This is a genomic window from Pantoea sp. MBD-2R (assembly GCF_039134845.1).
Lineage (GTDB): Bacteria > Pseudomonadota > Gammaproteobacteria > Enterobacterales > Enterobacteriaceae > Erwinia.
In genome coordinates, this window is the sequence record NZ_CP152417.1 from 2,106,763 (window position 1) to 2,130,127 (window position 23,365).

The 23,365-nt window shown below is 60.8% G+C and carries 5 protein-coding genes; all 5 read left to right on the top strand.

Going from position 1 to position 23,365, the window contains the following annotated elements; genetic code table 11:
* Positions 1-18 precede the first annotated feature (18 nt).
* Genes AAGQ96_RS09835 through AAGQ96_RS09855 form a run of 5 tightly spaced genes read left to right on the top strand, consistent with a single transcriptional unit; the run spans position 19 to position 23,355 of the window.
* Positions 19-8,991, top strand: coding sequence for an amino acid adenylation domain-containing protein (locus tag AAGQ96_RS09835; RefSeq protein ID WP_342755398.1), 8,973 nt, complete (start codon positions 19-21; stop codon positions 8,989-8,991).
* On the top strand, positions 8,988-20,624 hold the full coding sequence (locus AAGQ96_RS09840) for an amino acid adenylation domain-containing protein (RefSeq protein ID WP_342755399.1): 11,637 nt from the start codon (positions 8,988-8,990) through the stop codon (positions 20,622-20,624). Before AAGQ96_RS09835 ends, AAGQ96_RS09840 begins: the two co-directional genes overlap by 4 nt.
* Positions 20,621-21,388, top strand: coding sequence for an SDR family NAD(P)-dependent oxidoreductase (locus tag AAGQ96_RS09845; protein WP_147197595.1), 768 nt, complete (start codon positions 20,621-20,623; stop codon positions 21,386-21,388). The genes AAGQ96_RS09840 and AAGQ96_RS09845 overlap by 4 nt, the downstream gene beginning before the upstream one ends.
* A gap of 47 nt (positions 21,389-21,435) precedes the next feature.
* Positions 21,436-21,648, top strand: a complete 213-nt coding sequence (locus AAGQ96_RS09850) for an MbtH family NRPS accessory protein (protein ID WP_147197597.1) — start codon at positions 21,436-21,438, stop codon at positions 21,646-21,648.
* Between the two features lie 42 nt (positions 21,649-21,690).
* Entirely contained in the window at positions 21,691-23,355 is a 1,665-nt protein-coding gene (locus AAGQ96_RS09855; protein ID WP_342755401.1) for a cyclic peptide export ABC transporter, read from the top strand.
* Positions 23,356-23,365 lie beyond the last annotated feature (10 nt).

Consider the following 23,365-nt stretch of genomic DNA (forward strand, 5'->3'; position numbering starts at 1 on the left):
TTGTAAGGAGCGAGCGCAGTGAATAATTTTTACGATGACTCTGAAGCCCTGATATTTCCCTTGTCTTCATCACAACGGCGTCTCTGGACCCTGGCTGAAATAAATGAAGCGGACGTAAGTTATAACATTCCTTTTGCGCTACGCTGCCGGGGGCGGTTTAATTATCAGGCATTGCGTCAGGCATTAACCGATATAGAGCAGCGTCATGAAATTTTGCGCACAAGCTATGGGATAGTGGATGATATCCCGATGCAGCGCATCCATCAGCCCGACGACGACCTGGCGCTGCCGCTTATTCGCATCGAAGAATCCCAGCTCGGACAAAGGCTGGAGCAGGATGCAGCCGAACCTTTTAATCTTCAGCTCGCTCCGGTATTCCGTGCCCGTGTTTATCAGCTGAGTGACGAGCACCATATTCTTTCTATGGTGATCCACCATATTGCCTGCGATGGCTGGTCGGTCGGTATTCTGCTGCGTGAGCTGAGTCATTATTATAATGCCCATGTCGCTAACATATCGCCTGAACTCTCCGAACTCCCTCTGCAATATGCTGATTATGCCGAATGGGAAGAGGCGGAACTTAAGCGTACGGCATCTCAGGTAAAGGTAAAAGAATATGACGCCCCGCGTGCGGCTTATTTGCCCGGATGTGAAAATCAGGATCCAGAGAATATTAGCCGGGGTACAGTTCAGCAACAATTCACCGCAGATTTTGTGCATCAGCTTAATGCTCACGCTCGTGAACGTAATACCACTTTATTTGTCACCCTGATGACTGGCTTTATGGCGCTGTTAAATCGGTTAACCCAAACCGATGACGTCTGTGTCGGTTTTCCGGTTGCCAACAGAAAGCGCAGCGAGCTTGAAAATATGGTGGGGTATTTCGTTAATACGCTGGTTATCCGCGATGAGATCAAGCCGGGAGAGAGTTTTGACAGCCTGGCGGAACGCTGTGGAGCCGCCGTCCTTGACGCAATGGAACATGAAGATGCCAGCTATGAGAAGCTGCTGAAGCAGACCCATCGTGAAAATACCAACAGCGTGCCTTTTACCGCGATGTTTGCTTTCCAGAACACGCCTTCGACCGCGCTTGTTTTCACCGATCTGCAAATCCAGTCAATCGATCTCTATCCGGTTCAGGCCAAATTTGATTTAACGCTGCTGCTGAAGCAGGAAGGCGACACGCTGACAGCGACTTTCGAGTTTCGTCGCGAGCGGATTTTGCCTGAAGTCGCCCGTGCCTGGATGCATTGCTATCAACGCTTATTAGCAGCGGAAGTCTCTACGCCGCATGAGGCGATCGATCGCGTACCGCTGGCGGACATTACGCCGCGCTCGTCTTTGCAAAAACACCCGGCTCCGGTTGATTTATGCCAGCAATTTGAAGCGGCAGCAACACGCTATGCCGATCGGGTGGCGGTCAGCAGCGACGGTCAGCAGCTCACCTATGCCGAACTTGACCGGGCGGCCAACGCGCTGGCATGGCGGCTGCGCGAGCGGGGGATCGGCGCCGGACAGCAGGAAAGCCTGGTCGGGCTGAGCGTGGAGCGCGGTCCCGGCCTGCTGGTCGGTATCCTCGGCATTCTCAAGGCGGGCGGGGCGTACGTGCCGCTGGATCCGGTTTATCCGGCTGAACGCCTCTCCTTCCTGACCGCTAACAGCGGCGTCCGGGTGGTGGTGGCTGACGAAGCGGGCCTGGCGGCGATGGCCGGGCAGGATGTACAACGGGTCGGGCTGGCGGAAGGCATGAGCCAGACGAATGCAGCGTCGGCGGGCGCAAGCCCGTCGGACAGCGCCGATCCTGCGCACAACGCGCCGCCGCCGCGCTCCCTGCATCCGCAGCAGGCGGCGTACGTTATCTACACCTCCGGTTCCACCGGCCAGCCCAAGGGCTGCGTGGTGACGCATGCCAACGTGACGCGGCTGTTTAGCGCCACCGCGCATTATGCGTTCAGCGAGTCGGACGTCTGGACGCTGTTCCACTCATACGCCTTTGATTTCTCAGTCTGGGAGATCTGGGGCGCGCTGCTGCACGGCGGACGGCTGGTGGTGGTGCCTTACCTGAGCAGCCGTGACCCGGAACAGTTTGCACAGCTGCTGGAAGAGGAGGCGGTGACGGTGCTGAGCCAGACGCCGGCGGCCTTCCGCCAGCTGGTTGCCGCTTCTGCCCGTCAGACCTTTCCGGCGCTGCGGCTGGTCTTCTTCGGTGGCGAGGCGCTGGAGCCGGGCAGCCTGCGGCCGTGGTACGCGCGGCACGGTGAGCGGGTGCGGCTGGTAAATATGTACGGCATTACCGAAACCACCGTACACGTTACTGAACACACACTCCCGGCGGCCAGCGTCGACCAACCGGCAGGCGCGATCGGCGAAGCGCTGGCGGATCTGCACGTTCAGGTGCTGGACCGCTACGGCGAGCCGGTGCCTTTGGGCGTGGCGGGCGAAATGTACGTGGGCGGCGCGGGCGTGACGCGGGGCTATCTGGGCCGCGCGGCGCTGACGGCGCAGCGTTTTGTGCCGGACCCCTGGGGCGCGCCAGGCTCAAGGCTTTACCGCTCGGGCGACCTGGCGCGGCGGCTGGCGGACGGAAACCTGATCTATCAGGGGCGTGCGGACCAGCAGCTGAAGCTGCGCGGATTCCGTATCGAACCGGGCGAGATCGAAGCGGCGCTGCGTGAAGAAACGGGCGTCCGCGACGCGGCGGTGCTGCTGGACACGCCGGAGCAGGGCCAGCCTCGGCTGGTGGCTTACGTGGTGGGCGGAGACAACCCGCAGGCGTTGCGTGAGGCGCTCTCAAAGCGTCTGCCGGAACATATGGTGCCTGCGGTGATAATGCCGCTGGCGCAGCTGCCGCTGACCGCGCACGGCAAGCTTGACCGCCGGGCGCTGCCAAAGCCAGAAATCGTGGTTTCGGGCGGAGAGGGCGCACGGACGGAAGTGGAACAGACGCTGGCGCGGATCTGGAGCGAGGTGCTGAATATTCCTGAGCCGGGCATTGACGAAAACTTCTTCGCGCTGGGCGGTGACAGTATTAACTCACTGCAAATCGTCTCCAGAGCAAGAGCCGCCGGAATTGTCATCACGCCTAAACAGGCGCTGCTTTTCACCACGATCCGCAAGCTTTCAGCCGTAGCCACCCCGGTTAAAGGAAGCGCGGCTCTGGAGAACAAGAGCCGCAGCCTGTCGGGTCCTTTACCGACCACGCCGATTGTCGCCTGGTTCCAGGCGCTGACCCTACCCGAGCCTGCCCACTGGAACCAGTCGCTGGCGCTGGAGATTACCCAGCCGGTTGCGCCAGCCTTACTCGCACGCGTGCTGAATGCGGTGGGGCAGCATCACGACGCCTTCTGGCTGCGCCTGGATTACAACCGTGCAGACAGCCTCTCTCTGGCAGAACGTTCGCCGGAAGCTTTCCCCCTCGAAATCTGCAACCCAGGCTCGCAGGCGGAGATGGACGCGGCAATCCTTCAGGCGCAACAGCATCTCTCACTGGATAACGGTCCTGTTGCCCGCGCAGTGCTGATCCAGCGTGCAGAGCAGGCGGACATTCTGGTGCTGGTCATCCACCATATTGCGATTGACGCGGTTTCCTGGCACATCCTGCTGGACGATCTTGATGTCGCTTTAAAACAGCTGCTTAACAATGATCCGATTGCACTTGCATCGGTGGTCACTGACCTTTCGGACTGGGGGCAGCATCTCCAGACGGCGGTAAAAAATAGCGATCCGCAACCCTGGCTGGCAATGGCGTCCCGGGGCTATCCTTCTCCCTTCCGTCATTCGGTAAGTGTGCAGGGGCGAAACAGAGAAGAGGGGCTGACGGTCTGTAAACGCACTTTATCGTCTGAGAGCAGCGCGTTATTCCTCCAGCTGTTGGCTAAAGGCAGCGAAGCGCGTGCTTCCGCCCTGTTGTGCGCCGCGCTGTGGCGGGTATTTGGCGAGCGCTCGCTGGCCGTAACGCTGGAACACAATGGCCGTGATGCCCACAGCGACGCGGACCTTTCCCGCACTCTCGGCTGGTTTACCAGCTTGTATCCTTTCCTTTTCACCGGCTCGCAGTCTGAGCTGGAGTCGGCGGAGCTGCTGGTCGAGCTGGAATCCTCGCTGCTGAAGCTGGCACCGCATAAAGCAGAATATGGCCTGCTCCGCTGGCTGGGCGCTGATGAAGAGGTTCGCGCCACGCTTGATGAGGCCGATCTGCCTGCATTAAGTCTGAACTATCTGGGCAGCGTGCCTGACCAGCCGGAAGGGAAGTTTGTGCTGCGTCACGATATCAGCAGCGTCGACCGCGCCGCCGGGAACATCCGGGCCTTTACCTTGGATCTGGTGGCGGTGGTGATCGACGGCAGGCTAAGATTTTACTGGAACTTCTGTCGTCACGTTCTCAAACCGGAAATTGTTGAAGCGTGGGCTGACGAGCTGCAACAGCACTTGCAGCAATTGCTCGCCGAGCTGACTGCCCGGCCGTTACTGGCGGCGGACTTCCCTTTTTCCGGCCTCGGACAGGTTCAGTTTGACGCGCTGGTCGGCCAGCGCCGCATCACGGATATCTATCCTTTATCGCCTTTGCAGGAAGGGATGCTGTTCCATAGCGTCGCCGAGCCGGAGCACCACGCTTATCACGAGCAGGCCATCGCCACGCTTGAACGGCTGGACCCGGAACTGTTCATTGGCGCATGGAAAAAATTACTCTCCAGGCACGATATTTTACGCACCAGTTTTCACTGGCAGGATCTCCCGCGTCCGTTGCAAATCGTGCATGCAGAGGCTGAACTGCCAGTTAACGTGTTCGACTGGCGCGGCGAAGATCATCGCCAGCGGCTTGCCGAATTTTTGCAGGAAGATGCCGAAAACACCTTTGATTTAAGCGCTTCTCCTCTGCTGCGCATCATGCTTGCCCGAATCGATAACGACAGCTGGCGCTGGGTATGCAGCTATCACCACATTTTAATGGACGGCTGGTCCCTGCCTTTATTGATGGGTGAGCTGGTTGAAATCTATCAGGGAATGGTTGCGGCATTGCCGTCAGACCTTCCGCCGCCCGTACAATATGGTCTTCATATTGAAAAGCTCGTTAACAACACCCACCGCCACAGCAGCGAGCTGTTCTGGCAAAAGGCGCTGGCGGGCCTTGAGCGGCCTACGCTGCTAAGTCCTCGTCAGCAGTCAGGCCAGGCCGTTTACCATGAGCTGATGGTATCGCCATCGCCAGAGTGGGAGCAGGCCGTACGCCAGTCAGCACGCGAGGCTGGCGTCTCGCTGGGCAACGTCTTCAATGCCGCCTGGGGGATTTTGCTGGCGCTCTCCGGCTACGGCAACGACGTGGTCTTTGGCAGCACGCTTTCAGGCCGCGAGGCGGGCGTGGCCGACGTTGATAAAATGATTGGGCTGTTCATCAACACCTTACCGTTACGGCTGCGCTTGCGCCCCGAGATGAGCGTGCGCGATTTACTGCACGAGGCCAGGCAATATCAGGCGAATTTGCAGGAGCACAGCCACGACAGGCTGGTTGACGTGCAGCGCTGGAGCGGTATGGAAGGGGAAGGAACGCTGTTTGACAGCGTTCTGGTGATTGAAAACTACCCCGGCGGCGTGCCGGAAGATAATGGCAAAGGCTTCCGTTTAGCCGAATTCCAGTATCGGGAGCATTCGAATTATCCAGTCACCCTGGCGGTGCTTCCCGATAACGGCCTGAAAATCAAGCTCGACTACAACTGCGCCACCTTTGATGACGAAGCGGCAGCCCTGCTGCTGACGCGTTTAACCGATCTGATCGGCAAAATGGCTGCCGATGCGGACCGTAAAATTGGCACCCTGGATCTGCTGACTGATGCTGAGCAGAAACAGGCTCAGCAGGTGTGGAATGCGGGGGCGTCAGCCGCTGTCGCGCCGGTGCTGGCGCACCAGATGTTTGAAGCCGTTGTTGCCCGCCAGCCGCACGCGCCCGCGCTGTTACAAGGGGATGAGCGGTACGATTATTTCCGGCTTAATCAACAGGCCGACACGCTGGCGGCGACGTTACAGCAGCAGGGCGTTGGCGCTGAATCGGTGGTCGCGGTGATGCTGTCGCGCGGACCTTTTGCCGTCATCTCGCTGCTGGCGATCCTGAAAGCGGGTGGCGTCTATCTGCCGCTGGATGCGGAATATCCTGTCGAACGTCTCGACTACATGCTGCGGGACAGCGGCGCTGTGATGCTACTCAGTGACAGTGCGCACTCCGTCAGCAAGCTTAATGCCTTACCAAACTTGCTGCTGCTGGACGATTTTGATTTCACCTCGCAGGCCCGGCCTCGCTCCTGCGACAGCCTGACCGCCGACAATCTGGCTTATCTGATTTATACCTCGGGTTCCACCGGCAAACCCAAGCCGGTTGGGGTTACTCATGACGGTATTGCCAATCTGCGGGCAGAAACCGAGCGCATGCTGGGCACCGGTGCCGACGCCCGGGTCTATATGCAGGCTCCGCTGAGTTTCGATGCCTCGGTCTGGGAAGTGATGATGGCGCTGTTCGGCGGAGGGTCGCTGGTTCTGCCTGAAAGCGATGCTGAAGGCGATGTGCTTGATGCGCTACACCGCGCGGCTGAACGTCACCAGTTTACTCACGTACTTGTCACGCCCGCATTGCTGGGCCTGCTGTCTGATTATGCGTTACCGAGCCTGCATACGCTGATTGTTGGTGGCGACGCGGCGGCACCCGGCATGTTGGCGCAGTGGGCGCGAAGCAGACGGGTTTTCAATGCCTACGGACCTTCGGAGTGCACGGTCTGCGTGGCGATTGAGCCATGCGACGTCAACACGATCACGCCGCCTCTGGGGCTGCCGCTACGGGGCATTGCCATGTATCTGCTCGATTGCTGGGGCAATCCTGTTCCACCAGGCGTCAGCGGCGAAATTTTCCTCGGCGGAGAAAGCCTGGCCCGTGGCTATATCGGACGGCCCGCGTTGACGGCCGCCGCGTTTATACCTGATCGCTTCAGCAACGTTCCCGGCGCACGGCTGTACCGCACCGGCGACACCGGGATCCGCCTGGCGGATGGCCGCATCAAGTACGCCGGGCGGCTCGGCGGCTATGCCAAACTTCGGGGCAACCGCATCGATCTTAATGGGGTGGAACTGCTGTTGCAGAGTCATCCTGCCGTACGGGAAGCGTTGGCGATGATCCGCACCGTGGAGAACGGCCAGTCTCTGGTCGCCTGGGTGGTGACTGAAGGGGAGGTGGAACCTGATGCGCTGCGCAATTACATGGTTGAACATGCGGCAGCCTATGAAGTGCCTGGCGCCATCGTACCCTTAGCAAAATGGCCGCTAACCCCGGCGGGGAAAATCGATCGTAACGCGTTACCGCTTCCGGCAGCCACGCCTCGCCAGGCCTCTGAGGGTAAGGCGCTCAAGCCTGTAGAAACCCTCCTCCTGCAAATCTGGTCGCAGGTCCTTGGGCGTGATGACATCGACATTCATGACGATTATTTCTCCCTGGGCGGCGATTCGATTATCGCGCTGCAAATCACCTCGCAGGCTCGTCAGGAAGGCTGGGCGGTAACGCCGAGAATGGTATTACAGCATCGAACCGTGGCGGCGCTCGCCGCGATGGCAGGCGTACTTGAAACCAACGCGCTTGAGCCTGAAGAGGCGAAGGTAGCACTGGCACCCATCCAGCACTGGTTTTTTGCCCAAAACTTACCGGCTGTAGCGCACTGGAATCTGAGCGTGCGCCTGGCGCTACAGCACCCGCTGGACCCGCAGCTGCTTCAGCGGGCGCTTGATGAGCTGGTCCGGTTCCATCCGGCGCTGCGCCTGCGTTTTGACAGCATTGCGGGCGTCTGGCATCAGCGTTACGTTGCCTCAACAACGGTTCCCCTTGAGCGCCTGCCGGCTGCTCATCAGCAGGCGGCAGCAAGAGAAGCAGAGCTGCAATCTCTGCTCGATCTCTCTGAAGGCCCGCTGCTGCGCGCGGCGTATCGTGATGTTGGTGAAACGGGCGAAGCGGAACTGCTGTTTATCGCCCACCATCTGGTAATGGATACCTGGTCATTACGGATCCTGATTGAAGACCTGGCGTCGATTTATACCTCGTTGCACGGTGGCACGCCGGTCAGGGTGCTGCATGAAGGCACAAGTTACCGGCAGTGGTCACAGTGGCTGAACGATCGTGCCGCTGATTTCCGCGACCAAACCCGCTACTGGCAAACCATGCTGGATGCCGGTGCCAAACCCTCAGCGCTGCCGCAAAAAGGCGTGGTCGGCGATCGCCGGGTGCTGTCCGCCGAGCTGGACAGAGAAACCAGCGCGTTCCTCACTGGCGAAGCTCATCAAATCTGGCACAGCCGTGGACAAGAACTGCTTTTGACCGCGCTGGCCCGAGCGTGGCATCGCTGGTGTGGCACCCATTACCTGGCTATCGAGCTGGAAACCCACGGACGTGAAGAATTTCATGACGTCAAAATGGACCTCTCGCGCAGCGTCGGCTGGTTTACCGCGCTGTTCCCACTGCGTATTGAAGCGGGCAACGACTGGCCGGGGATCGTCGATAACGTCAAGCAGACTCTGCGCCATATCCCTTCCGGCGGTCACGGTTACGGCGTTTTACGTTATCTGCTTAAAACCCCCGAAATTTGCCAACTGGCAGCGCCGTCTGTCAGCTTTAACTTCTTAGGCGATACGGCGATGTCGGCATCGTCCGACATGGATATCCGGCTGTCCCGACGCGAAGCCGGACCCGGTCAGGCCGCCTGTCAGCGCCTGCCACACGCCCTGAACGTAACCGTGATGCTCGTCGCGGGTCGGCTGCGGTTCTCGTTGGCGTATGCCGACCCCGCGGCCGATTCACCGATGCAGGCATTGTTAAATCATTACCAGGATGCCCTGCACGATTTGGCCGAATATTGTCGCCTCGCCGAGCCGGTTGACCTTCAGAGCAGCGATGTCTCCGGGGTTCGTCTCAGTGAAACAGAGCTGTCTGCCATTTTGAGCGATTTAACCGAGGACGACGAATGAACACCAATGTTAAAGCGAAAATACGTATCGAGAGTGCCCATAAGCTGACGCCTTTGCAGATGGGCGTGCTGTTCCATGCGATGTACGCGCCCGACAGCGCGGCCTATTTTGAACAGCTTTTCTGTCGTCTTAACGGGGAGATCGATCCGCAGCAATTTAAGCAGGCGCTGGCGCTGCTGGCCCAAAGACATGCGATCATGCGGATGGGGATTGTCACTAAAGGGCAGCGCGATCCGTTGCAGGTCGTGCTGGAAAAAGCGACGGTGCCGTTTACCCTGTACGACTGGACCGATCGCAGCGCAGAGGTGCAGGAAGCCGCATTTGAAACGCTGTTAGAAGACGACCGCAAAGCGGGTTTTAACCTTAACCGGCCGCCGCTGATGCGCTTTATTTTAGTGCAGTTTGGCGAGCGGGAATGGCGGCTGGTATGGAGCCATCATCATCTGCTGCTGGATGGCTGGTCGGTGCAGCTGTTGCTGAAAGATTTCTTCCAGCTGATGGCGGGTGACCGGGCCGAAGCGACCTCCCGGCCATTCTCTGACTATCTCGCCTGGCTGGAAAGACAGCCGCAAGCGCGCGCGGGTGATTTCTGGAAAAGCCTCCTTGGCGATGTAAACACGCCAACGCCGCTGGGCATCGATAAACCGGCCAGCACTGAGGGTGGGAAAGAGTTTGCAGAGCGCCGCCATACGCTGATCGTGCCGGGGCTTGCCGGCACCGCTTCTGAATGCAAAGTCAGCGTCGGCACCCTGCTTATGGCTGGCTGGGGCATGCTTCTCGGACACTACGCGCGCAGGGACGATGTGACCTTCGGCGTCACCTTATCGGGACGCGCTATCGATCTGCCCGGCGTCGATAACATTATTGGCCTGTTGATCAATACGCTGCCGCTGCGATTACGACTGACGCCGCAGCGCAAGATTGCCGACTGGCTGGCAGAGGTGCAGGAAGCGCAGTTTTCCCTGCAACGCTATTCTTACAGCGCCCTGTCAGATATCCAAACCTGTAGCGGCGTGCCGCAGGGAACGCCGTTATTCGAAAGCTTAATCATCATCGATAATTTTCCGGTGGGCGACCTGCGTCTGGGCGAAGGGTTACCGTTTGAGATAACCGGAATTGATCTGTTTGAGCGGACCCATTATCCCATCGCGCTGACGCTGGTGCCGAAAGAGGGCGAGGTATCGTTAAAGCTGGGTTATGACCGCAGCAGAATCGACGATACGTCAGCAGAAGCCTTAATCGGCCATTTTGATTCCCTGCTGAATGAAATCATTCGTCAGCCAGAAGCGACGCTTGAGGCGTGGGCTGCCTCTCTGGGCGACACGCCGTTATCCCTCCCACACAGCGAAACTTCACTGGAAAGCAGCGCACAGCAGACCGCTAAGTCCGGGCCTCCAACGGAGCAGTTCTGGCGCAGCTACTTCCAGGCACTGGAACTGCTCAGTCCGGTTGGCGAAGAGACCACGCGGACCGGCGTCCACCAGCAACTGACCACCACGCTTTCCCCGACGCTGACCCAGCGTCTCTCAGATCTTGCCGCCAGCCAGCAGGTCACGCTGAATACCCTGACGCAGAGCGCTTACGCGGTGGCGCTGGCTCGTCTGACCGGCCGACAGGACGTGCTGTTTGGCGCGACCCTGTCCGAACGGGAATCGCTGGCTCGGTCTGAAAGCAGGGCGGGCCAGCCTGTCCAGACTTTACCGCTGCGGGTCGACTGTGCGCCGGGCATCCCGGTTGCCACGCTGTTCAGCCGGGTACAGGCTACTCAGCATGATATTGAGCAACATGCCGATGCAAACATGGCTGATATCCAGCGCTGGTCAGGCCTTGCCGCCGGTCAGCCGCTTTATGACAGCGTGTTGCTCGGGGATCACTCTGTAGCCGGGCAAAACCCGGGTACGGCGGCGAACAGCCATGATGCTGATTACGCGTTCTCGCTGTATATCAAACCCGGCGGGGCAGAACTGACGCTGGAAGCGGTATTCGAGCCCGAACGGGTTGAACCGGCACGGGCAGCTATGCTGCTCGATGGCGTGAGCAGCCTGCTGGCACAGCTGGCTGACGGGGCAACCCACGTCGGCGCGCTGCGGCTGACCGCTGTGCAGAGCAGCGCGGCGGTTCAGCAAACCGGCGAGCCGGACCCTGGCCTGCCGGAACTGTTCCGCCGGGCGGCCGGCCGGTCACCGGCGGCGCGCGCGGTCACCGGCGCGGACCGCGAGCTGAGCTACGCGCAGCTGCTGACCGAGAGCCGCAACTTTGCCCGCCACCTTGTCAGCCACGGCGTCGGGCCGGGCGCGGCGGTGGCGGTCTGCATGGCGCGCGGGGCCGACATGCTCTCCGCGCTGCTCGGCGTGCTGTGGGCGGGCGCAGAGTATGTGCCGGTTGACCCGACGCATCCGGCGGCCCGCCGGGCGATGATCCTCGAGGACGCCGCGCCCCGGCTGGTGGTGGTGGACGCCGAAAACGAAGCGGCCTTCAGCGACGCGCCGGCGCTGCGCTACGTGCGCGACGGGCAACAGGCCGACTTCACCCTGCCGGGCGACGCGCTGTCGCCGCCCGCGCCGGCCTACACCATCTTCACCTCCGGCAGCACCGGCCGTCCGAAGGGCGTGCAGGTAACGCACGGCGCGCTGGCGAACATCCTGCTGCACTTCCGCACCAGCCCGGGGCTGGAAGCCGGCGACCGCCTGCTGGCGGTCACCACCCTGAGCTTTGACATCGCCGCGCTGGAGCTTTTCCTGCCGCTGAGCTGCGGCGCGGAGGTGGTGATTGCGCAGAACCAGCAGGTCACCAGCGGCACGCTGCTGGCCGGGCTGATTGCCCGTCACGATATCACGGTGATGCAGGCGACGCCGGCCAGCTGGCGCATGCTGCTGGCGGCGGGCTGGACGCCGCCGGCAAACTTCCGCGCCTGGTGCGGCGGCGAGGCGCTGCCGGTGGAGCTGGCGCGTGACCTGGTGGCCTGCGGCGTGCGGCTGTGGAACCTGTACGGCCCGACGGAAACCACCATCTGGTCGGCGGAAACCGAAGTTACCGCACCGGTCAGCGGGCCGCTGTCGGTCGGCGGGCCGATCCGGCGCACCGGGCTGTACGTGCTGGACGCGGCCGGACAGCGGCTGCCTGCCGGGGTGAGCGGAGAGCTGGCGATAGGCGGCGCGGGGCTGAGCGCCGGCTACCTGCGCGACCCGGCCCGGACCGCGGGGCGCTTCCGCCCGGATCCTTACAGCGCGCGGCCGGGCAGCCGCCTCTACCTGACCGGCGACCTTGCCCGCGAGCGCGGCGACGGGCGCATTGAGGTGCTGGGCCGGCTTGACCATCAGATCAAGCTCAACGGCTTCAGGATCGAGCTGGGCGAAATCGACGCCGCGCTGCGTGCGCTGCCGGGCGTCAGGGACGCGGCGGCGGCGATTCACCCGACGGCGGGCGGCGGCCAGCTGGTCGGCTATCTGGTGGCGGCCGGGGATGCGCCCGGCGAGGCGGCCTGGCTGGCGGGTCTGGCGGCGGCGCTGCCGCGCTACATGCTGCCCACGGCGCTGGTGCAGCTGGCCGCGCTGCCGCTGACGCCGAACGGGAAAATTGACCGTAAAGCGTTACCGCAGCCACAAATTCGCAGCACGGCTTATGTGGCACCGCGCACGGCTGAGCAGAAAACGCTGGCAGCCATCTGGCAGGAAGTGTTGGGTGTGGAGCAGGTCGGGCTTACCGACAACTATTTTTCTCTTGGCGGCAACTCAATCCTCAGCATCCGTATCGTTACGCAAGCTGCCGCACAGGGGATCGGCCTGACGATTGAAGATCTGTTTCAAAAGCTCACTATCGAACGCCTGACGCAAAGCAACAAGGCGCCGGTTCAGGTGATACAGGAACCTCTGCCGGAAGCCTTTGCCCTGCTTAGCGATGAGGATCGTCGTGCCGCTCCTGCTGGCGTGGTGGACGGTTATCCACTCAGCGAACTTCAGGCTGGCATGCTTTTTCATGCCGGTTCCGACAACACGCAGCAGCTCTATCACAACGTGGTGAGTTACCTGCTCGACAATCCGGCGATGGCGATCGGGCAGGTGCGTCGGCGACTGCGTAAGCTGGTCGCCACGCACCCGGTGCTGCGCACGAGTTTCGCATTAGCAGGCTACAGTCGGCCTTTGCAGTGGGTTTGGGAACAGGCAGAACCGCTAATCGAAGAGGAAGATTTACGGGCGCTAAGCGCGGTCGCGCAGCATACCCTGGTGGGCCGGGCGCAGCAGCGCTTACGCGAAGAAAAATTCGATCTGGCCCGGCCGCCGCTGCTGCGGATGCTTTTCCAGCGCCTTGACGACAGCCGCTGGCAGGTAACGATTGCTCTGCACCACGTGATCCTTGATGGCTGGAGCCTGGCCTCCCTCCTGACCGCGCTGCTGCGGGTTGATGAGTCGGAAACGGCGGCACAGCCGCAGCCTCTGTTCCGTGAGTTCATCCATCTGGAACAGCAGGCGTTACACAGCACGCGGGACCATACGTTTTGGCAGAAACAATTAAAAGATTTACCGGTCACAACGTTACCGCGCTGGCCGTTTGCCGGGAAACAGGCGGATGTCAGCCAGGTCAGCTATGACAACCCGTTCCCACCGGAACTCTGTCGCGCCTTATCAGCACTGGCGAAAGAGAAGGGATTACCGCTAAAAAGCGTCCTGCTGGCGGTACATATGCGCGTGCTTGCACACTGGAGCGGTGAGCGAGAGGTGGTAACAGGTTTAGTCACAAACGGCCGTCCTGAGCGTGCTGGCAGTACCGAAGCGCTGGGGCTGTTCCTGAATACGCTGCCCGTGCGGGTTGATAGCGGTAATCTAAAATGGCGTGAGCTGCTGGAAACGGTCAGGCAGGTTGAGATCGACCAGCTGCCGCATCGTCGTTTCCCGATGACGGAACTGCGGCGGATGCTGCAAAACAGAACGCTGTTTGAAACCACCTTCAACTTTGTCGATTTCCACGTCTACAGCGAGCGCGACAACGTTGAGCCGGTGCAGGTGCTGAACGCCGCAGGCAACCAGGCGTTAGATATTCCGCTGGCGACCAGTTTCAGTGTCGATCGCGAGCAGGGTCTGCTGCACCTAATTTTAACCTGTGACGGCACTCTGTTCCCGGCCGCACAGGTTGAGGCTATTGGCGCCAGCTATCAGCGTGCAGCTGAAGCCCTCGTTAACGGCACGGAAGAGGTTGAGAGCGTGGCGCTGATGTCGGCACAGGAACGGGAGGACATTGCACGCCGTTCTTCAGGCGATTTCCCAACATCGCAGCCGCCGTCGGTATTGCAGGCATTTCAGGCTGCCGCCGCGCGCCATCCGCAGGCCATTGCGGTGATGAGCGCTGAAGGTGAGCTGGACTACGCAACGCTTGACCGACGCTCCAGCGAACTGGCTGCCCACATGCAGCTTGCCGGACTCCAGCCAGATGTGCCTGTTGCGCTGCTGTTTGAGCGCTCCCTTGATCTGACCGTCGCCATGCTGGCGGCGATGAAAGCGGCCTGTCCTTATGTGCCACTGGCGACTTATCTGCCACAGGGACGACTGGCGGAAATCCTCGCTGATGTCAGGCCGCAGGCGACGCTGAGCATGAAAGCACTGCAACACATTCTGCCGGTGGGAAGTGATGCCGGTCGCCTGTTTGTGCTCGATGCCTTACCCGATACCTCTTACCCGCTTCCTGCCCTGAAAGAGGCGCATCCGGCTACGCTGGCCTATGTGCTGTTCACCTCAGGCTCAACCGGACGTCCAAAAGGGATTGGTATCCCCGCGAGTGCGCTCGCTAACCACATGGCATGGATGCAGCGCCGTTTCCCGCTTGCGCCTGGCGACCGGGTCCTGCAAAAAACGCCGGTGGGGTTTGATGCGTCGGTATGGGAATTCTGGGCGCCGCTGATGGCAGGCGCGACCCTGGTCCTGCCCGCAGACGGGGTACAAAATGATGCTGTAGCCATGCTGGAAGCGGTTCAGCGCAATGCCATTACCGTCCTGCAAGTTGTGCCGAGCGTGCTGGATATTTTAATCGGGATGCCTGAGCTGGCGGCATGCCGGTCACTCCAACGCGTTTTTGTCGGCGGCGAAGCGTTACAGGCGGCAACCGTTGAGCGCTTTGCAAGCGTACTCGGCGTGCCGCTGATTAACCTGTATGGCCCGACTGAAGCCACCATAGACAGCACTTTCGCCTGCTATCGCGGCGAGGCAGGAAACGTTGTCAGCCTCGGGGAGCCGATTGATGGCGTCTCTGTTTATGTACTCGATCATTGTCAGCAGCCCGCAGGCGTCGGTATTTATGGCGAGCTGTGGATTGCCGGAGCCGGACTGGCAAGGGGCTACTGGAATCGCGCTTTGGATACCGCAACAAGCTTCCGCCCGAACCCTTTTTCATCGCAGCCGGGCGAGCGCATGTACCGTACCGGCGACGTGGCCCGCTGGCTGCCGGAAGGTGGTCTGCAATACGCAGGACGTAGCGACAGCCAGATAAAATTGCGCGGCAACCGCATTGAGCTGGCGGACATTGAAGCCGTGCTCGCCCGCCAGCCTGGCGTTACCCGTAATGCCGTACGCGTTTGCGGCGAAGGTCGGGGACAGCTGGTCGCCTGGGTGATGGGGCCAGCAGGTCAGGATCCCACGCAGCTTCTCACCGCGTTACGGGCTCATTTGCCGGATTACATGCTGCCGCAGCGGGTGATCAAGGTCGCCAGCTGGCCACTGACGCCTAACGGTAAAACCGATTATAAGGCCTTGCCCGCCGCCGCGCCTGAACCGGGAAATCCGCTTGTTGTCGTGGAACCGGCGAACCAAATCGAAAGCGATCTGATTGGGATATGGCAGGGGCTCCTGCCGCACCAGACCATAGGCGCGACAGAAAACTTCTTTGAAGTAGGTGGCGATTCGATCCTTGCCATGCAAATTGCCGCAGAGATGCGCCGCAGAGGCTGGATCATGTCGCCTCGCCACCTGTTTGAACAGCCCACCATCCGTGAGCTGGCGGCGGTTATTGTCCCGGTACAAAACCACTATCAGCCACAGCACGAAGCCCCGGCCGGCCTGCTGCCGCTGTCACCTACGCAACGCTGGTTCTTCGATCTGGCGCTCTCCAGCCGGGCGCACTGGAATCAGGCCGTGATGATCCGCGTTCCGCAGCATATTCAGCCGCACCGTCTGTATAAAGCGCTGGCGCGACTGGTTAGCCTGCATGAGGCGTTCCGTCTGAGCTTCCTGAAGAAAGAAGGGCGCTGGTTTGCTCAACTGAAGGAAAATGCAGGCGATTGGTACAGCAGCGTGAACGTCTCCGATCTTTCAGCCGATGAATACGAAAAGGGGATGGCGGCGTTAGTCGAAAGTATTCAGCGCACGCTTAACCTGGAGCAGGGGCCGTTATTAAAAGCGGTTCACATCGATAAAGGGCTGGATAAAGAGGGCCGACTTTTGCTGGTGATCCACCATCTGATCGTCGATGGCGTTTCCTGGCGCATCCTGCTGAACGAGATCAATTTGCTGCTTGAAGGTGATGAGCTGAGTCCACCGCCAATGGGCTTTGCCGCCTGGCTGGCGTTGCAGGAGCGCGCTGAGATGCCTGAAGCCGTTCGTGACTACTGGCTGACGCAGGCCGAAAAAGCGGCAGAGGATTTTCAGGTGCCTTCCTTTATTCAGCCCCTGAACAGTGGCCATTACGCCCAGGCTAAGACGATTGAGAAATCATTCGATCGCCAAACCACGCAGCGGCTTATTGATCATTCGTCACAGCATCTTAAGGCCCGGCCCGTAGAGCTTTTACTCACTGCAATTGTCTGTGCGTTAAGCCGCTGGACGGATGAGGAGCGCATCGCCCTGACCCTGGAAGGACATGGCCGCGACAATGCGGAAGCGTGGCCGCTGGAGCGCGCGACAGGTTGGTTTACGGTTTTATATCCGGTGATGTTCGACCTGAAAGACACCGACAGCGAAATGGCGGTGCTTCAGACGGTTAAGAAGACGTTGCGGGAAGTGCCGGATGGCGGTTATGGCTATGGACAGCTGCATGACCCTGCCCAGCTGCCGACTCTCTCCTTTAACTATCTGGGCCAGTTTGACGAGAGCGATGAAGATGGGCTGACGGTGGTAGATGAAGCGGTTGGCGACAACGAAGATCCACAAGGTAAACGTCCGTTCTCACTGGAGATCGTCGCTTTTATCCGGGCCGGTAAACTGACCTTACGCTGCGTATTTGACGATCGCATTCCTGAGGCGTCAACGATCACGGCGGTAATCGATTCCGCCTCCAGCTGGCTGCACAAAATGCTCGACCGGGAGGATGTTTCCAGCGCCTGGACGCTTCAGGACTTCCCGCTGGCCGATGTGGAGGAGCGCAGCCTGCCGGTGGCGCTGGGCGATGCGGGCAGACATCTTGCCGATTTGTGGCGAGCCACGCCTGTTCAGGAGGGAATGCTGTTCCACAGCCGCCTGGAGAATGGCGCGAGCGACGTCTATCTGGAACAAATCGTGATGCGGCTGCACGAGGACGTTGATGCGGCTCTGCTGGCACAGGCGTGGAACAGCGTGGTCAACCGTCATGATGCCCTGCGGGTCTCCTTTGTCTGGGAAGATCTCGATCGCCCACAGCAGCGAGTCTGGCGGAACGTTGAGGTTCCTTTCGAAACCGTCGAGTTGCCGAAAGAGGCGGGCGACGCGGCACTTGAGGCCTTTATGGCGCAGGATCGCCAGCGCGGTATAACGTTGACCGTCGCGCCACTGATGCGGGTCAGCCTGCTCAGAAAGGATAACAAACCCTGGCGTCTGGTATGGCTGCACCACCATGCGCTGCTGGACGGCTGGTCGATGGCCGTCATCTTTAGCGATCTGGCTGAGTGCTATCGTGCGTTGAAACTCAACCAGAGCTGGCCGAAAACGCCTGCGCCTTCCTGGGCGACTTACCTGCGCTGGCTGGGACAGCAAAAGACCACGCAGGAAGCGACCGGGCGCTACTGGCGCAGCTACTTCCAGGCACTGGAACTGCTCAGTCCGGTTGGCGAAGAGACCACGCGGACCGGCATCCATCAGCGGCTGACTACCCGGCTTTCCCCGGATCTGACACGACGTCTTTCCCGTCTGGCCGCCAGCCAGCAGGTCACGCTGAATACCCTGACGCAGAGCGCTTACGCGGTGGCACTGGCTCGCCTGACCGGCCGACAGGACGTGCTGTTTGGCGTGACCCTGTCCGGCCGTCCGGCCGAGCTGGCCCAGTCAGAAAACATGGTGGGCTTGTTTATCCAGACTTTACCGCTGCGGGTCGACTGCGCGCCGGGCGCGCCGGTTGGCACAGTGTTCAGCCGGGTACAGGCTTTGCAGGGTGAGATTGAGCAACATGCCCACGTTCATCCGGCCGATATTCAGCGCTGGTCAGGCCTTGCCGCCGGGCAGCCGCTTTATGACAGCGTGTTGATTTTTGAAAACTACCCGCTGGGTCAGGGGCTGGTAGAAGCCTCGAACAGCCTGGATATCGATGTCATTGAGGTGCTCGACCATCCTCACTACGCGTTTTCGCTGTATGTCAAACCGCGCGGGGCAGAACTGACGCTGGAAGCGGTATTCGATCCCGAACGGGTTGAACCGGCACGGGCAGCTTTGCTGCTCGACGGCGTGAGCAGCCTGCTGGCACAGCTGGCTGACGGGGCAACCCACGTCGGCGCGCTGCGGCTGACGGCTGTGCAGCACAGCACGGCGGCTTCGCAGGTTAACGAACCGGCCTCGCAGCGCGGTGCGGTGGTTCAGCAGACGGCCTCGCAGAGCAGCGCGGCGGTTCAGCAAACCGGCGAGCCGGATCCGGGCCTGCCGGAACTGTTCCGCCGGGCGGCCGGGCGGTCACCGGCGGCGCGCGCGGTCACCGGCGCGGACCGCGAGCTGAGCTACGCGCAGCTGCTGAACGAGAGCCGCAACTTTGCCCGTCACCTTGTCAGCCACGGCGTCGGGCCGGGCGCGGCGGTGGCGGTCTGCATGGCGCGCGGGGCCGACATGCTCTCCGCGCTGCTCGGCGTGCTGTGGGCGGGCGCAGAGTATGTGCCGGTCGACCCGACGCATCCGGCGGCCCGCCGGGCGATGATCCTCGAGGACGCCGCGCCCCGGCTGGTGGTGGTGGACGCCGAAAACGAAGCGGCCTTCAGCGACGCGCCGGCGCTTCGCTACGTGCGCGACGGGCAACAGGCCGACTTCACCCTGCCGGGCGACGCGCTGTCGCCGCCCGCACCGGCCTACACCATCTTCACCTCCGGCAGCACCGGCCGTCCGAAGGGCGTGCAGGTAACGCACGGCGCGCTGGCGAACATCCTGCTGCACTTCCGCACCAGCCCGGGGCTGGAAGCCGGCGACCGCCTGCTGGCGGTCACCACCCTGAGCTTTGACATCGCCGCGCTGGAGCTTTTCCTGCCGCTGAGCTGCGGCGCGGAGGTGGTGATTGCGCAGAACCAGCAGGTCACCAGCGGCACGCTGCTGGCCAGGCTGATTACCCGTCACGACATCACGGTGATGCAGGCGACGCCGGCCAGCTGGCGCATGCTGCTGGCGGCGGGCTGGACGCCGCCGGCAAACTTCCGCGCCTGGTGCGGCGGCGAGGCGCTGCCGGTGGAGCTGGCGCGTGACCTGGTGGCCTGCGGCGTGCGGCTGTGGAACCTGTACGGCCCGACGGAAACCACCATCTGGTCGGCGGAAACCGAAGTTACCGCACCGGTCAGCGGACCGCTGTCGGTCGGCGGGCCGATCCGGCGCACCGGGCTGTACGTGCTGGACGCGGCCGGACAGCGGCTGCCTGCCGGGGTGAGCGGAGAGCTGGCGATAGGCGGCGCGGGGCTGAGCGCCGGCTACCTGCGCGATCCGGCCCGGACCGCGGGGCGCTTCCGTCCGGATCCTTACAGCGCGCGGCCGGGCAGCCGCCTCTACCTGACCGGCGACCTTGCCCGCGAGCGCGGCGACGGGCGCATTGAGGTGCTGGGCCGGCTTGACCATCAGATCAAGCTCAACGGCTTCAGGATCGAGCTGGGCGAAATCGACGCCGCGCTGCGTGCGCTGCCGGGCGTCAGGGACGCGGCGGCGGCGATTCACCCGACGGCGGCCAGCGGCCAGCTGGTCGGCTATCTGGTGGCGGCCGGGGATGCGCCCGGCGAGGCGGCCTGGCTGGCGGGTCTGGCGGCGGCGCTGCCGCGCTACATGCTGCCCACGGCGCTGGTGCAGCTGGCCGCGCTGCCGCTGACGCCGAACGGGAAAATTGACCGTAAAGCGTTAGAAGCAACAAAAGTCACTCCTAAAAACGTCACCGGGCTGGCCCCGGAAGGGCCGGTAGAAACGGCCGTCTGTGCAATATGGCAAACGGTCTTTGCGCGGGATCGGGTTGGCGTTGAGGACGATTTCTATGCCCTGGGTGGCCATTCGTTAATGGCTACTCAAATTCATACGCGTATTACCCGCATTTTCCGCATTTCCCCGCCGCTGGGCGAAGTGTTCAGGGCAACCACACCGCGTGAGCTGGCAGCACTCATTTACACCCACTCCGATACAGAGCGGGCTGCTCAGCTGGCTGACGCCTATTTACGTCTGCGATCTATGACCCCGGAGCAGCGCCAGGCGCTGCGCAATGGCGGATCGCTTATCACAGGAGGTTCGGCATGAATTGGGAAAAATCGCTCGCCATCGTCACCGGCGCAGGAGGCGGCATTGGCGGGGCGTTTGCCCGTCACTTGCTTGAAGGAGGGTGTCGGGTCGTCGCCGTCGACAAAAAGGGTGACAGGCTGGATCGGCTGGCGGGAGAGTGCCACGCCTTTGGCGACGCGCTGACCATCCGACCTGTTGATGTGAGCAATGAAGCGGAAGTCCGCGCTTTCTTTAGCGAAATCAGCATGAGCGTTGGCGTGCCAGACATCCTGGTCAATAACGCTGGCGTGCTGCGTGACGGTCTGCTGGTGAACAAGGATGCAGACAGCTACGTGCGAAAACTGCCGACGGCGCAATGGCGGGGCGTGCTGGACACTAACCTGACAGGCACTTACCTGATGAGTCGCGAGTTTGCCGCGCAGCAGGCCAGCCAGCCAGCAGGCGGCGGGATAATCGTCAACATCTCTTCCGTGACCAGCGCAGGCAATCCAGGCCAGTCTGCCTACGCGGCGTCAAAAGCGGGCATGGATGCGCTTACCCGAACCTGGGCGCTGGAACTGGCCTCCAGCCATATTCGTGTGGTCGGTATCGCCCCCGGCCTGACCGACACGCCGATGGCGATGGCCCTGCCTGAAGCCGAGCGAGAGTCGATGCTGAAAAATATTCCGCTGGGGCGTATCGCCAGCACGCAGGAGATCTGGCTGGGTCTGCGTTTCGCTCTGGAATGTGATTATTTCAACGGTCGAGTGTTGACCATTGATGGCGGAGCAGGCTTCTGCTGAGGCTGCCCGCGCAATAGCACTACCCATGTAATTTACAGGAGATCGTTATGAGTGAAGTTGAAAACAATGCCGTTACCTACACCGTGGTGATGAATCATGAAGAACAGTACTCAATTTGGCCAACTTATCGTGATCTGCCAGCCGGCTGGCAGGAGGTCGGCAAATCAGGGAGTGAACAGGAATGCCTGGCGTACATTGAGGAGGTCTGGACAGATATGCGTCCACTGAGCTTACGCAACGCCATGGCCGGCAATCGTTAAATTCGGGTCAATAACGACTTCGATCCGAACAGGAGAGTGAACATGAACATGTACAGGCTACTTTCTGAACGTCCGCAGGGCGCCCCCCGGTTGTCAAAGCTCCTGGCGGCGCAATCGCTGGCCGGGCTGGCAGGTGCCGGGCTGGTCGCCATCCTTACACAGGCAGCGCATGCCGTTGAACAACAGGGAAAGGTGCTCCCGCTGGTCGCGCTTACCGCCTTAACGCTGTTCATGTTCCTTTTCAGTCAGCGTTACGCCATGCGCTGTACGGCCCTGCGCGTGGAGCGTTCAATCCACAACGTGCGCGTGCGGGTCGTGGATAAATTGACAAGAATTGATTTGCAGACGTTTGAACAGATAGGCGAGAAGAATTTGATGGCGTGCGTGGAGAAGGACATCAAAACCATGTCTAACGCCTGTACCGCCATTATTGCCTCCGGCCAGTCGGTCATGCTGTTCGTTTGCGCGGCCGCTTATCTGGCCTGGCTTTCACTCCCGGCCTTTCTGCTCACCGCCGGGACGATCGTTTTTGGCGTCGCGCTGAACTTTATCAGAATGCGTTCAATATTCACCGCCACTGAACAGGCGTTGCAGTCAGAAAACAGCCTCTCCGGGCTAACCAGCCACATTGTAAGAGGATTTAAGGAACTCAAGCTGCACCAGAAACGCCGCCGTGAAGTGTATGAGGAACTGGTTGAGGCGTCTGATAAAACCGCCAGCCTGAATCAAAAAGCCTTTGGCCTGGCGACTGACCATATGATTTTGCTGCAATCCATTCTCTACGTTTTGATCGGGCTGGTGATCTTCGTTCTGCCTCTGGCAGGGCAGATGCAGACGCTTTTGCAGGTTCAGGTGATTGCAGTCATCCTGTTTCTTAACGGACCGCTCAGCCAGTTTATCGGCATTTTACCGATGTACGCGCAGGCGAATGCTGCCGCGCACAGTATTGGTGAGCTGGAGCAGCGGCTTGATGCCGCCGCCAATCGGGATCCCGACTTGCCCGACGTTGTTCCTGAAGCTATGCGAAGTATTGAACTGAGGGATATCCGTTTCGCCTATGAGGCAAACGGCGGTCAGGCATTTGAAATCGCGCCGCTGAATATGTTGATTTTTCAGGGAGAGATCATCTTTGTCACCGGCGGCAACGGTTCAGGAAAATCGACGTTCCTTAAATTGCTGACCGGCCTGCGGTTTGCCAACCACGGCGATCTGCTGCTGAACGGCGAACGCGTTAACAAGCCTGAAAAAATTGCCGGTTATCGCGCGTTGTTCTCGGCAATCTTCTCCGATTTTCATCTGTTTACCAAACTGTATGGCGCCGAGATCCCACGTCGCGCCATGGTGACAGAGCAACTGAACCGGCTGGCGCTTGGCAACAAGGTTCGCCTGGAAGGACGTACTTTTACGCCGCTGAATCTGTCAACCGGCCAGCGCAAGCGGCTTGCCCACCTTGTCACCTTGCTTGAAGACCGGCAAATCTACATTTTTGACGAATGGGCTGCCGATCAGGATCCCCATTTTCGCAGCTGGTTCTACCGCGAAGAGCTGCCCAGACTCAAATCGCTGGGCAAGACCATCATCGCCGTGACCCATGATGAACAGTACTTCGAATACGCTGACCGCTGGTTCCATTTCGAGGAAGGCCGTTGCGAAGAGAAATACCTTAAGCCTGCCATCCCCGTGCGCCTTTTTCCCGAACATGCCTGATTAATTCTGG

What these genes read in the sequence shown, in the direction of transcription:
- AAGQ96_RS09840 (WP_342755399.1), top strand. Translation starts at nt 8,988, where the DNA reads ATGAACACCAATGTTAAAGCGAAAATACGTATCGAGAGTGCCCATAAG.
- AAGQ96_RS09845 (WP_147197595.1), top strand. Translation starts at nt 20,621, where the DNA reads ATGAATTGGGAAAAATCGCTCGCCATCGTCACCGGCGCAGGAGGCGGC.
- AAGQ96_RS09850 (WP_147197597.1), top strand. Translation starts at nt 21,436, where the DNA reads ATGAGTGAAGTTGAAAACAATGCCGTTACCTACACCGTGGTGATGAAT.
- AAGQ96_RS09855 (WP_342755401.1), top strand. Translation starts at nt 21,691, where the DNA reads ATGAACATGTACAGGCTACTTTCTGAACGTCCGCAGGGCGCCCCCCGG.